Annotated in this window: 9 protein-coding genes and 4 pseudogenes; 6 read left to right on the top strand and 7 right to left on the bottom strand. The window is 55.7% G+C overall.

Translation table 11 applies throughout. The annotated features are described in order from the left end of the window. Positions 1-532 precede the first annotated feature (532 nt). Entirely contained in the window at positions 533-1078 is a 546-nt protein-coding gene (locus ASC90_RS05840) for a hypothetical protein (protein ID WP_056536724.1), read from the top strand. 30 nt (positions 1079-1108) lie between these two features. Here the strand turns inward: ASC90_RS05840 and ASC90_RS27815 are convergent. Further along, positions 1109-1216: pseudogene (locus ASC90_RS27815) on the bottom strand (IS3 family transposase); the annotation flags it as partial. Positions 1217-1393: 177 nt separating this feature from the next. Between ASC90_RS27815 and ASC90_RS05835 the strand changes: the two are divergent. Further along, complete coding sequence (locus ASC90_RS05835) at positions 1394-2554, top strand: epoxide hydrolase family protein (protein ID WP_056536721.1); 1161 nt, start codon at positions 1394-1396, stop codon at positions 2552-2554. Positions 2555-2638: 84 nt separating this feature from the next. On the opposite strand, the pseudogene ASC90_RS27810 reads toward ASC90_RS05835, so the two are convergent. Further along, positions 2639-2854: pseudogene (locus tag ASC90_RS27810) on the bottom strand (SDR family oxidoreductase); the annotation flags it as partial. An 85-nt stretch (positions 2855-2939) separates the two neighbouring features. Between ASC90_RS27810 and ASC90_RS30370 the strand changes: the two are divergent. After that, positions 2940-3866: a thermonuclease family protein gene (locus ASC90_RS30370; protein WP_200950851.1), complete on the top strand. Its 927-nt coding sequence runs from the start codon at positions 2940-2942 to the stop codon at positions 3864-3866. A 45-nt stretch (positions 3867-3911) separates the two neighbouring features. Then, positions 3912-5075 carry an adenylate/guanylate cyclase domain-containing protein gene (locus ASC90_RS05830; protein ID WP_056536719.1) on the top strand — a complete coding sequence of 388 codons (1164 nt, stop codon included), beginning with the start codon at positions 3912-3914 and terminating at the stop codon, positions 5073-5075. Between the two features lie 28 nt (positions 5076-5103). On the opposite strand, the gene ASC90_RS05825 is transcribed toward ASC90_RS05830, so the two are convergent. Continuing rightward, positions 5104-5469, bottom strand: coding sequence for a hypothetical protein (locus tag ASC90_RS05825; protein ID WP_056536716.1), 366 nt, complete (start codon positions 5467-5469; stop codon positions 5104-5106). A 3-nt stretch (positions 5470-5472) separates the two neighbouring features. Continuing rightward, positions 5473-5667 carry a hypothetical protein gene (locus ASC90_RS28670; RefSeq protein WP_156392847.1) on the bottom strand — a complete coding sequence of 65 codons (195 nt, stop codon included), beginning with the start codon at positions 5665-5667 and terminating at the stop codon, positions 5473-5475. A gap of 765 nt (positions 5668-6432) precedes the next feature. Here ASC90_RS28670 and ASC90_RS05815 point away from each other — a divergent pair. After that, positions 6433-7095 carry a hypothetical protein gene (locus ASC90_RS05815; protein ID WP_056536710.1) on the top strand — a complete coding sequence of 221 codons (663 nt, stop codon included), beginning with the start codon at positions 6433-6435 and terminating at the stop codon, positions 7093-7095. A gap of 112 nt (positions 7096-7207) precedes the next feature. Here the strand turns inward: ASC90_RS05815 and ASC90_RS05810 are convergent, their stop codons facing one another. After that, the gene (locus ASC90_RS05810; protein ID WP_056536707.1) at positions 7208-7615 is read right to left on the bottom strand and encodes a PAS domain-containing protein; all 408 of its coding nucleotides are present in this window, start codon (positions 7613-7615) and stop codon (positions 7208-7210) included. Positions 7616-9757: 2142 nt separating this feature from the next. Here ASC90_RS05810 and ASC90_RS05795 point away from each other — a divergent pair. After that, positions 9758-11061 (top strand): annotated as a pseudogene (locus ASC90_RS05795) (adenylate/guanylate cyclase domain-containing protein). A 100-nt stretch (positions 11062-11161) separates the two neighbouring features. On the opposite strand, the pseudogene ASC90_RS29660 reads toward ASC90_RS05795, so the two are convergent. Continuing rightward, positions 11162-11610, bottom strand: a pseudogene (locus tag ASC90_RS29660) (cupin). A 42-nt stretch (positions 11611-11652) separates the two neighbouring features. Then, positions 11653-11883: a hypothetical protein gene (locus ASC90_RS05785; RefSeq protein WP_056537129.1), complete on the bottom strand. Its 231-nt coding sequence runs from the start codon at positions 11881-11883 to the stop codon at positions 11653-11655. Positions 11884-12189 lie beyond the last annotated feature (306 nt).

Below are 12189 nucleotides of genomic sequence, written 5' to 3'. Positions count from 1 at the left end.
TCCGGGCCTTTCGGGGGCTAATTCACGAGTAGATAGCCACGCTGCTTTTCTGATCTGGCACGGACCACCCCGAAGCTCAATCTTGTAAGGTTTTATACAACCTTTCGTCGTATCTGAGTGCTGGTTGTTCTGGCAGGACGTTCAATGCAGATATATCATGGTACCTCGCAACAGACTGCTCAGGATCTTGCTAGCGGGAATGTCGACGTCACACTCGGCGGCGGCGAACTAGGCCAAGGGTTTTACACTGGCGAAGAACTACATAACGCCAAGACCTGGGCGTTTAATCGATTCGGCGATCGGACGGCGAATGTGGTGGAGTTTGATGTTGACGACACAGCTGTACTCAACATGAATCTGACTATTATAGATGGCCCACAAGCCACACTTATTCGATCTAACATTCGTCGAAGCTCCGCTACGCGGACCTACAGGTTCTCCTGCGATATGGTTTGGGCCCCGATAGTGGGAAGCGATCGCATTAACGGCACCCAACACAAATGGGAGTCGAGATCCACAGAGCGGTACCTGAATGGCTCGACCTGCCCGAAGGCGATCGTATGATCCGGCGAGTTCATTATCTGATCCGAAAACCCGGGCGACTGGCGAGCTGATATACCCGACAGAGCTTGAAGAGAGAATTTATCAAGGCTTCGGATCTTTTTTCTTCGACGGCAACGACGTTGCTGATGTGGATAAATCCTATGTCTTCTACGCCCTCCGCGATGGGGAATTGCTTCCTTTGATCCTTGAGCGAATTGGAGTGAGATACTCCTACCAAGTCTACGTGGTGGGCATCGGAAGGTTCGTTTTTAGAGCAACGACTGCCGGTGTACCGTCCCGCTACAGCGGAACTTCGTCAACCGATCTCCAGCAGACACTTGTCAGGCAACTTGCATCGACGGATCGGCAGGGACTCAACGATGCCGCCCGTCGACACGATTTCTATTTCGTCGGATTTACGCCGATGCTTATCGAGATCTTCGGCGCTCCGTTGCCGGACGGCGGGTTACCGACAGGGGCCAAGAAATCACTGGATGAGCATCCAGCTCAAGGGATAACGGAAAGGTCACTCTGAATAGCCCCGAGTTTCCTAGACGCCCTCGGGTTAGATTTTCTGCTGCCTTTCGAACTCTACGGGCGACAGCATTCCGTTTCTGACGTGCTTGCGCTTCGGGTTGTAGAACATCTCGATGTAGTCGAACACATCGGAGCGCGGATGGTCGGACGGCAAATCAAAGGTTTTCGAGTAGATTTTGAACATCGTCCGCGCCTGAAGAGTGGTTTCGCTAACAAACCGACCGTCATTCGCCTTGAGCTTTACGCCGCCGTGCTAGCAGAGTCCTAAAAGCGGCCTACTTCTTACGGCGGGATAATACCTCAGGAGCGCACCATGGAAAGTAGGCCATTTCAGATTCATATCGACGATGAGGCGCTTAACGATCTGCATCGTCGTCTTCAGCAAACGAAATGGCCAGACTCAATTGATCCAGACGGATGGGGTGATGGCAGCAGCCTCACCTTCATGCGCGACCTGATTGAATACTGGCGCGACGCGTTCGATTGGCGGGCACAGGAAGCTCGGTTGAATGAGTTGCCGCACTTCATCGCAAAAGTGGACGGTCTGGACATCCACTACATCCACGTAAAGGGCAGAGGTCCATCTCCGACCCCGCTCATCATGACGCATGGATGGCCCGGTTCGTTCTTGGAGATGGAAGACATCATCCCGCTTCTCACCGATCCACGGGCAAACGGCGGTGACTCCAACGATGCTTTCGACATCGTCGTCCCTTCGCTTCCTGGCTATACCTTCTCGTCCGCGCCGCGTTCGCCTGGCACCAGTCCGTATGAGATCGCGGGGCTTTGGCAAAAGCTTATGACGGGCTTGGGCTACGAGAGTTTCGTGGCACAGGGCGGCGATATCGGAGCGGCAGTTTCCAGTTGGCTGGCTTTCCGGTTTCCCGACCGCGTCACGGGTTTTCACTTAAACTACATACCTGGAGGATTTAGCCCACCGTTGGAAAGTGGACCGCCCATGGCGGCCGAGGAGACGGCCTACAAGAAGGTTGCCGCCGAGTGGGCTGACAATGAGGGTGCGTACGCGCATATGCACGGTACGAAGCCGCAGACGCTGGCTTACGGCCTATCCGACTCCCCGGTTGGCTTGGCAGCGTGGATCGTGGAGAAGTTCAGGTCCTGGAGCGATTGCGACGGCGACATCCTGAAAGTCTTCAGCATGGACACCCTCCTGACCGAGATTTCGCTATATTGGTTCAGCGGATCGCTGGAGTCCTCTTTCAGGCTGTATAAAGAAAGCAAGGCCCGCCCTTTGGCTTTCACGGAAGGGCAGCGCATCCTGCCGCCTGTAGGCGTATCCCATTTCGCCAAAGAGCTGCCGCAACCGCCCCGCTCATGGGTGGGGCGGGTTTGCAATGTAGTACAATGGACCGAGCACGCGACCGGAGGGCATTTCGCCGCGATGGAAAAGCCCAAGGAGCTGGTCGAAGACATGCGCATTCATTTTCGAGCCCTCCGGTCTCCCTCGCTGTAAGCGCAAGGGTCCGCTCAGAGAGCGGATCATCACGTTGGAGCAAGCGGACATCACACAGCCGCGCCGGGACCGGTTATGTCATGCTTAAATCAGGATCTCGCCGCCGGTCACGGGAGCGACGGCGCCTGTGATGCAACTTCCCAGGTCTGCTAGAAGGACATAGGCGCCTGCCAGCTCGGCCGGTTGGCCTGCACGCCCGATCAGTGTCTGCTGCCCGAACTTGGCGGCCTTCTCCGCAGGCATTGTCGACGGGATAAGCGGGGTCCAGATCGGACCTGGTGCGACCGCGCTCACGCGAAGGCGCTGGGTGGGGTGATCGAAAAGCGGGTGAATTTTAAGATTTTCAACCTAGTGTAAGCGCTTCCAATGACACGCCGGGGCAGGGATGCTTAGCGAAACCGATGTTGCGCACTTTCGGAACCGTATCGAAGATTTGCTTGCAAGGGGTAGGCTGACTGATTGGCAGAGGCGCTTCCTCACTGACATGCACGCCAAGATTCGTCAGTATGGAATGCGAACTAGGCTGAGTGATAAGCAGCTCTCGATGTTGCGACGTCTAACGGATTCGCCAGCGGACCGTCCCAAGCTCACAATCGTCTCCAACAACACTCCGCCCGAGCGACCGTATCGTTCGTCTCCGGCGAAGATTGGTGGACCTCGGAGCCCATTGGGACGCGGTCCCTTGCGGCGGAATCCCTTTCGCTTTCGCAATCCATTCAGGCCACGGTATTTGTTTCGGGCACCGCGCTCAGTTCGCGCCATATCTGCGCTTGGTGGCAACCTCGGCCTTGGCTTGTTAGCGATTCTGATGGTCGTGGGATTGATTGGAAACTTGTTCGACCGCGATGAGTCCACGGGAAATGGGACGATACCCCGTCCATCCTTGTCATCCAATCCTGCTGCGTCACCAGACAAGGTCGGCCACGATGCAAAGTCGTACAATCAGAGTTTCACGGTAACAGATGGTGACACAATTCGGCTCGGTGATGGTACCCGAGTGCGCCTTGTCGGCTTCAACACTCCGGAAAAATTTGAACCTCAGTGCTCGCGAGAAGCCGCGTTGGGTAACCGGGCGTCGGCGCGACTGAAAGAGCTGGTTACGGCCGCGACGTCAACAAATGTGAAGCTCGTTGCCTGCTCGTGTAAACCGGGTACGCACGGGACAAAAAAGTGCAACTACGGTCGGAGCTGCGGTAGGCTCACGGTTGACGGTCGCGACGTTGGTGAGACGCTTATTGACGAGGGGTTGGCGGTGTCTTTCATCTGCGGAGCGAGTGGGTGTCCACCAACACCGCGTCCATGGTGCGGTTGAACTTCGGTCTGCCTCACAGATGACGGAGGAGTTTTCGTGCAGGGTATGCAAGACCTTATAGACTGGATTATTGGGCAAGGAATATCCAGCCGCGACGTTCAGGAGATCATGGAGGGGCTTGCACCGCGCTTGGTTGCCCTTGGTTACCCCATCGTCCGTTCTTCGATTGCTATGCCGTCAATCGACCCGATGCAAAAAGGCTTCTCTGTCGCGTGGTCGCCAGGCTCGGGGTTGTCGATCGATATTCAGGGACACGGCGATGCGGGCCAAGAGATGTTTGAGCGCTCGCCTATCTTCCACCTGTTGTCGAAGGGGCTTCTCGACGGCCGGTGGAGTTTGCCAACAGAAAAAACTGATAGCTTTCCGTTGTTTGACGAGCTGGTCCATCTTGGCGCGACCGATTATCTTATTAGGCTTGCTGAGTTTCCGGGAGAGACTGCGCTCGGTGGAATCGGGTTCTCGTTGGCCATTGACGGCCCACATGGGTTTTCGGACCAGCAAATCGCCGCGATAGACCAATTTATGCCCGCTCTCGCACTTGCGTGCTACCGGGTGGCAACGACCCGTATCGCGACTGATCTGCTCGCGGTGTACACTGGTGCGAGGACGAGCGGCCGAATTTTGAGCGGCCAGACGCGTAGGGGCGAGGGCACCGCCATCTACGCTGCAATTCTCCTCGCGGACCTCAAGGACTTCACCTCCTTGAATGAACGCTGGCCTCCTGAAAAGATCGTAGGCTGGCTCAATGAGCATTTCGACGCCATTGCGGGGCCGGTGGAGGAGAACGGAGGCGAAGTTCTCAAATTCATGGGCGATAGCCTGCTAGCGATCTTTCCGGCCGACCTCGAAGACCCGTCCCAAGCGTGTGATTTGGCTTTTTCGTCGGCTCGTATGGCTATGAAGGCAAATCAAGCGCTAAACGCACGACGCGCGGCGCTTAGTGAGCCCCAATTGCTCGTCGACGTCGTTCTGCACGTTGGTCAGGTATTTTACGGCAATATTGGCGCTTCTCGCCGCCTCGACTTCACGGCGATTGGCCGGGCAGTCAATGAAGCGGCTCGGATGGAAAAAATTGCCGATACCGTGGGCTATAGCCTACTGGCGTCGGCACCGTTCGCTGCTCAGCTCCCGGTAGGATTTGAGAGCATGGGATCATTTGTTCTCAAAGGTGTATCCAAGCCAGCGGAGGTTTTTGCCTGGACGGCCTGACGGCTCGCACCACGTCCGTGGAGGATGGCTATGCAGGATTTCTGAGAGGCGTTGATCGCTTTTGCTCGGTTTGCTGAAGCACCAGTATCGCCTCGCCAAACACTTCCCTTCGGCGCATCGCTCGCGCTTTCGTGGCTCGGGTCATTTCGATTTGCGACATGTTGGTTGCGTCGGCAAGCGAAGCCTCGCTTTCCACTATGTCGATCAACAGGTTGCGCATCACGCCGTTCGCTTCTCTCAAACGGGCCAGCTCTACGTTCATTGGAGATGTCGACAGTTTGCGCTCAATCATTTCCTCGATTGTCTTTTCGACCAATCGGGTTTTTGCGGTGAAAAAGCGCCCAATGAAGACTGTGCAGGTCAAAACGCAGAGGGCAAGGAAGAGGTACAGCATTTGTCAGGCTCCAATCACCAGATTGAGATCGTGATTCTCAATGCCCTTTTCAATGACGTTAGGCCGCGTTGGAAAGGCAATCGGAATGAAATCGACCTTCGGCAGGTCGGGACTTGCGACGACCTTTCCTATGGCTCGTTCGCCGGGTCCGTTGCTACCTATCGTGCAGCGTCGAAGGTTCGGGTCGTTCGACGGCATGTCATCTCGCGCGATTATCCGGCAAAATAAATTTGCCATTCCCCGTTTTGCAGCGCACAATATTCTCGACGGCGAACCGGATGTGCGACGTTGAGGATTTGCATCTATAAATCGGACGAAGTGCCTCATATCACGCTATTTTTGCGGGAGGGTGTGCCTTTGCCCGCAAGTGCGAAAAGCCAGAATTGGCGGCACTTCAAAGCCGTAGCACGGCAAGAGGTTAGGGCAGACCTTCTAAACCGGATAGACGTCGGAAACGGTCACCTCTTTGTCCAGCTTAGCGCCTCGCAGTAATGTTGTCGGATGCCAGGATTTTTTAGCTGCAGCTTGCGCCTCCAGCCATAGTCTTATCGTCCCGAATTGGGGACGTTACCCTAAAACAAAGGCTCGGCCCCTGTTTTGCGGCGCGTTCGAAGCGGCCGCAACCACGCGCCGCCCTTGAACTGGTGGGCCGCCGACCTCACTTTTATCCGAAGTTGCTTATTCGCTGACAGTTGCATCGCAGCGAGCTGCTACAGGTCCTCAGCCGAGACGCCTGAGTGTCCGGAAACAATATGAGCATTGATGGAAATATCGTCCCCCGCGATGAGGCGGAGCCTACTGACAGCTACTCGATGTCGTCGGAGTGCTCGATGGCGACCGGGTCGCTTAGCAAACCCAGTTTCTTATCTTCTCAGTTCGCGGCACACTGGACCGGAAAGTACTGATTCCGTCTGGCGCGTCCTTCTTGATGCGAGCCACACCTACCAACGAACGAGGTGACTCTTGACGCAGTTCTTCGAAACCACCCAAGCCATCATGACATTGGGAGCCTTGATTGGTTGTGCCTCGTTCGTGGCCGGGGCTTTTACACTCGTCGCGCTCCAGAAGACGAAGAGGTCGAGCAGCCGGAGTTCCAAGGCCGAGGCCAGGAGTCTGGCGATGCTCACCGCTTTGGCCTTAGATGACTTTGTGGGTGCCAGCTATGCTGCGGTCCATGATAACCCCGAGTTCAATCCGATGGACGAGGGTGAGTTTGCATTTCATACGCCTGATCCAGTTTTCGTCCTGCCAAAGGATGTCAATTGGGCCTTGTTCGGAGATGAATTGTCTGACGAGATCATGTGGCTTGCAAACAGGGTGAGTAATCTGTCCTACGCCCTGGATTCGCTGGATCTTGCGAGCCCTGACTACAACGGGTTCTTCGAAAGACGCCAGCAAGGCTACTCAGAACTGGCGAGCACGGCTATCGATCTTATTGACAAACTGCTTGAAGACTTTGATCTGCATTTGCCTGCCAAGCCCGAATACTATCGCCAGCGCGAAGGGTTCGCTGCCATCTTAAAGACAGGCGGTGAGAGCAGCCCTCGCGTGAAGAAAGTTTCACTCGTATCAAACGGTTCAAACATCACACAACTCTTTCCGAGGACGGGTGAAGAGGCTGAATGATTTGGGCTTGGGTGCTGGGGGACATCGCAGCGACAGTATCTGGAGAACGTCCTATGGGACGCCAATGGCAGCCCCGGACTAACCATGAGCGATGGACAGCGCCATTTACTTTTCAGTGACTGGCGCGAGCATCGCTGGGCGTCTCGGCGGGAACGACGATTCCAGCGTAGTGGATGGGATTGTCGTGTCGATCCCGAAAGCATCGCCCGAACGCGGAAACCCGAACATAGGACCCATCGGCCGTTTGTGCCCGATAGTGTTGGACCGTCGGGTGCTGAGCGATGATGGCATCACTAATCTGCTTGGCCAGCGTAGCAACGTCGTCAGGATGGACCCGGTCGAGATAAGTCTGCACTGGCAGCCCTCGTTCAGTGTCGCTTGGGTCGAGACCAAATAGCGCGGCCAGTGCACCGTCTGCGTAAACGAGATCGTTGTTCATATCCCAGGTGAATAGGCCAGCGTCGGGCATTCGTTCACCGGAGATGCGCGTGGCAAAAATGCCCTTCGTGTCCGGCACCATTGGTCCTCCTAGCTGCCGTTTCACCGAGCATGCCTCAGGTGCGACGTTCCCCACAAGTTGCCAATTCAGGCAACGCCTGACTTCCAAAGGTTATATTGATTTTGCGGCCTTGGTCGCAGGTTTCCGTTCAAATATCTGTTCAAGGACTTCTAGGATTTTTCGATGGAAAGGCGCCTGCATGCGCCGGGCCGTGGCTGAAACCCTCGCTGGATCGAAAGGGTTGGAGTATCCACCAGGGCAAGATCATTGTCGCGGATGCACTGAAACGCTTCCGGAGGATGCTTAAGGGACTGCAGGTTCATAGAGCGAACAATTTCTATGTCGTCGAAACACAGGGGACATTTCAGGATCCCTACTATCGACGTCAATGGATCAATGAGCTTCATCCAAGTCCTGCGGGTTTTGAACTCGTGGCAAGGAAATTCGACGAGCATTGGTTCAAGCTTGTGGTTGAGCGTGGGGAGTTGACGGAGCAACAGGTTGAACCGCACACCACCTAATCACACCACGGACGTGAGTGGGAGACTCAGCCACTCGGGGAGCGCTCGAAATCAAAGATCGCAACGGTGTAGAGTTGAGGCTGCAAGGTTCGTGGAACCGAGACTCCCACTGACTACAGGTCGGAACCAGGACGCGCAAGCGGGCTCTCGTGGCGCGTCATGGCTGCGCCAGATGGTCGCGTTTTGCGCGTGCCATATTTGTTGGAAGCAAGGCAAGCTATGCAGCGCCGTCGCGCACGAACTGCTTTGACGGGTCGTCTTCGCTTGCGCCCGTCGGGCAAGAATTTCGTGGTATCTGCAATGACAGTGTTGGCGCAACGCGGCCCTGTTTCCCCTCTCTGAAAACGTCAAGGGGACATCTCATTGCTGGGTTCGTCTAAGCAACCTAAACTGGGTGTAAGCCAATGGTGATTGGCGCGAGCCTCACAGCTTGGATGTTACTGGCTTTTAGTGCGATTGGCGCGGCGAGTCGCAACCTTTAGAAGCCATTCATCACCATATGCGGAAGCCAATTTCACCGTGCATTTGTGCGGGTTAGACGGGTCCACCAACAATCGGATTGCCCCCCCGGTCGGATAGTCTCGCAAGCTAGTCCCACTAGTATTGAGGTTTGAGACCGTCAGCGTCTTGCCCGCGAACTCGTAACAAACGTCGACGAATGGGGTTACCGAGTCGCCAAGCAGCACGTCGCGTGATCGCATGATTTTACCGGCGACGTCCACCCACCCGCGCGTCTTGGAGATGTAGTGGTATCGGGTGAAAAATATCAGCACAGGAAAAGCTGCGAGACTCAGCCAGTATATGAATCTCCCGATAGTCTGCTCAGTCATATCGTTCGGAGCCTCATCGATAGCCTCCGGGACGTGACATGGCGCTTCTATTACCGCATAGGCTGCCATCCGCCGCTCTATCATAGTAGGAATAGCAGTTTCCTGGGTAGCCCCGGTACGATGGATACCCGCCGCCGCAATTGCCGTTAGCGCACACCGCTACTGCCGTCCCAACCAACGCAAGCGCCACAAGTGCCACCGCAGCCTGCTTTTGCTGCTGAACCATTTGCTGGCAGTCAGGCACACTTATCCCTCGGCGAGAGAGTTCGGCGAGTAGCTGCTGTTGAAACGCGGGATCCGGCGTCTCCAGAACAGTCTTGCAGAGCGCCGCCTTGCTTACAGCCTCTGGCTTCTTGCTAAGTTCTGCTTGCGTTGTCGTGCAGCTCGCCAGCGCGAGCGTCATTGCCACGGCCCCAGCACGCCGAGTGAGAGATGTGATTTGCAAGATTGTTCCCCTTTTTCCCGGGGCGGATACTCTCACAGCTTAATGGCGAGTCAATATTGACGATGAAAGTTTAGGTGGAATGGTAAATTGCAGGCCGGGCCCGGCACAACTGTCATGTCGTTGGTAGTTCGGCCGCCGCGATTCTACGCCGCAGCTACAACCTGGGACCTGTTCTGGATGACCTTCCAGGACATAGTGTTGAAGAGTTGGACACCAAGGGGACCCATTGATGCGGGATCGGCGCTCGGGCGCGGGCCAGCAGAGCGTGTACCTAAAAAAGGCGTTCGGTGAGGCGTTCAATCTCTGCTGTATTTTTCTTCCTCGTCCTTCGCAACGACCTTAAGATGCATACCCGAGGAGGATTCTTATGACCACGATTTCGCACCTTCCGTCACGCAAAAACGGCGGCATATGGCCCAGTGAGCGTCGCGGCGTCCTCGATTGGCTTATGAACGAGACGAGTTCTCAACGCTTTCTCGACAACTTGCTGGTCGAGATGTGCGAGCGTTTGGTGGGCGAGGGGGTGTCCGTCGCGAGGTCGTCGCTTCACCTAAGAATTCAGCATCCTCAATGGCAGGGTGCCCGTATCTTATGGCAACCCGGGGTCGAAGAAGCGCATGTCGATACCTTTGACTACGATGTCGATACCACCGAACTGTTTCTTCGCAGACCAGCAACGGAAATATACAACGGCGCGTCGGAGGTCCGACAGCTCCTTGATGCGAGCAACACAGATGTCGTCCGATATCCGCTTTTCGAAGAACTGATGCAGCACGGCTTCACTGACTATGTGGCTTGGCCAATCCAGCATACGTTGGGGAAGCGGCATGTCGTAACGTTTGCGACAAAAAAAGCCAAAGGATTTTCTGTATACGAGATCAACTATTTGAAGGACTTGCTACCCGCGCTCGCGCTGGCAAGTGAAATCCGAATGAAAAATGCGATGGCTCGGACACTCCTGGAGACCTACGTCGGCCCCCATGCGAGTGCGGAGATACTTGCGGGAGCCACGACACGCGGCAGCGGCAAGACAGTCAGTGCCGCCATCATGATTTGCGACCTTCGCGATTTTACCGCGCTATCCGACCTGTGGCCCCGCGACGATATCATCGAGATCCTCAACGGCTATTTCGACGCGTTGTGCGATCCCGTCGAGGCCCGTGGCGGTGAAATACTGAAATTCATGGGCGATGGACTTCTGGCTATTTTCCCGCTGAGCAACCCCAATGCGTGCGCAGATCTTCTCCAAGCTATCGATGAGGGAAGGCAGCGAATAGGTGCTTTGAATGGCCAGTTGGCGGAGAGCGGCAAACCAGCGTTGCGTTACGGCGTAGGCGTGCATGTTGGTGACGTCATGTATGGTAACATGCTTTGAATGGCCAGTTGGCGGAGAGCGGCAAACCAGCGTTGCGTTACGGCGTAGGCGTGCATGTTGGTGACGTCATGTATGGTAACATTGGATCGCGCAAGCGTCTCGACTTCACCGCAATCGGCCCAGCGGTCAATGTCGCGTCGCGCTTAGAGGACCTTACCAAGGTAATCAAACGGCCGGTGCTGCTTTCCTCTGATTTCGTGAAAATACTTGGTTCCTCGAAGGAGTTTGCCGATCTTGGACCTCATTCGCTGAGAGGCTTGGAGAAGCCCGTTAGCGTTTACGGACCCCTTGGATGACTTTGCCGTCATGGATGCGGCCCTTGCGCGGGGGCGGTTTCCGCACCATGTCCGCAAGAGGGGCATTGCGCAGCTTGTGCCCGTGGAGTGTTTTTGAATGCTATCGGCTCCAAAATTCACTGACGCCGCCAGACGATCCGAAAACCGGATCGGTAGCTGGGGACCGCTAGAGACGAAATCTTGGTCACCATTTCCAGCGTCGCCGCTTTTGTTTGGAGCATGCTGGCCTGCGGGATGGCGCCGACGACCTCGAAACCGGGCGAGGCCCGCAGGTTCTTGTGGCCCGTTCCCGCCGGGAGGTGAGGCAATCACCAGCGGACACTTTGAGCGCCTTACCATCCGGTCCGCCGATCAGCAGGGTTGCGCCACCGTTTCCAATGCCCAACACCTCATGCGCTCCGGAATGGTAATGCTGATAGTCGAAGACGCCGTTCGTCCATATCCCACTCCATTGGTTCTCGGCGAACATTTCCTCAAAACGAGCTGGAGACGCACGTCTTTGAGCGCATTCCGATAAATCAGCACCGGCAGTCGCTGATGGTTCGGCACCCAGCTAAAGGGAAGGTAATGTTCTCAATTTCCATGGCGTAATCACTCGCTTCCCGGTTCATCGCTTTCGTCGTTGAGCGAGGGGAGGAAGGATTCGACGTCACGCCGTTCGCGATCCGACAACGATGCAATCTTTTCCTTCCAGAACTTGGCCGCTTCAGGAGGATCGCCGTCCCAGTTGCGTGACGAGCCAATGTTGTCGTCGATTACGGCGACCCGTCGGCCTCCAAGCCGTCGATATTCTTCAGCTAGCCCTTTTGAAGCGTTGTCCATTGAGATCGTCTCCATCCGCATTTTCTAGAACATTAACTTTTGCGGATCGAAGCAGTTCCAGTTCAACCAGAGTTGGAAGCCGTCGCCGCAATCGGATGCAATCCGACGTTCAATGCCGAGATAACGGACATCGAAATGCCAGGATGCCTCACGGGCGTTGATCTCGCCGATATGGTATCGAGTGTTTCACCTGGGACGAAGATCATCGTAGCGTCTGGCCGGGATGTGAGCGACGCGGATGAGCGGCAGCTGGAGCTTCGTGCCGAAGCCCTACAGCATCGATAAAATCTTCACCTTGCTGAACTT

It is taken from the genome of Rhizobium sp. Root1220 (genome assembly GCF_001426265.1).
Taxonomy (GTDB): Bacteria; Pseudomonadota; Alphaproteobacteria; order Rhizobiales; family Rhizobiaceae; genus Rhizobium.
Note: the sequence above shows the minus strand (reverse complement) of the source record. Positions and strands in the feature narration are given on the sequence as shown.

Excerpts from the sequence above, each read along its gene's own strand:
- ASC90_RS05840 (WP_056536724.1), top strand. The coding sequence starts at position 533 with ATGGCTCGACCTGCCCGAAGGCGATCGTATGATCCGGCGAGTTCATTA.
- ASC90_RS05835 (WP_056536721.1), top strand. The coding sequence starts at position 1,394 with ATGGAAAGTAGGCCATTTCAGATTCATATCGACGATGAGGCGCTTAAC.
- ASC90_RS30370 (WP_200950851.1), top strand. The coding sequence starts at position 2,940 with ATGCTTAGCGAAACCGATGTTGCGCACTTTCGGAACCGTATCGAAGAT.
- ASC90_RS05830 (WP_056536719.1), top strand. The coding sequence starts at position 3,912 with ATGCAAGACCTTATAGACTGGATTATTGGGCAAGGAATATCCAGCCGC.
- ASC90_RS05825 (WP_056536716.1), bottom strand. The coding sequence starts at position 5,469 with ATGCTGTACCTCTTCCTTGCCCTCTGCGTTTTGACCTGCACAGTCTTC.
- ASC90_RS28670 (WP_156392847.1), bottom strand. The coding sequence starts at position 5,667 with ATGCCGTCGAACGACCCGAACCTTCGACGCTGCACGATAGGTAGCAAC.
- ASC90_RS05810 (WP_056536707.1), bottom strand. The coding sequence starts at position 7,615 with ATGGTGCCGGACACGAAGGGCATTTTTGCCACGCGCATCTCCGGTGAA.
- ASC90_RS05785 (WP_056537129.1), bottom strand. The coding sequence starts at position 11,883 with ATGGACAACGCTTCAAAAGGGCTAGCTGAAGAATATCGACGGCTTGGA.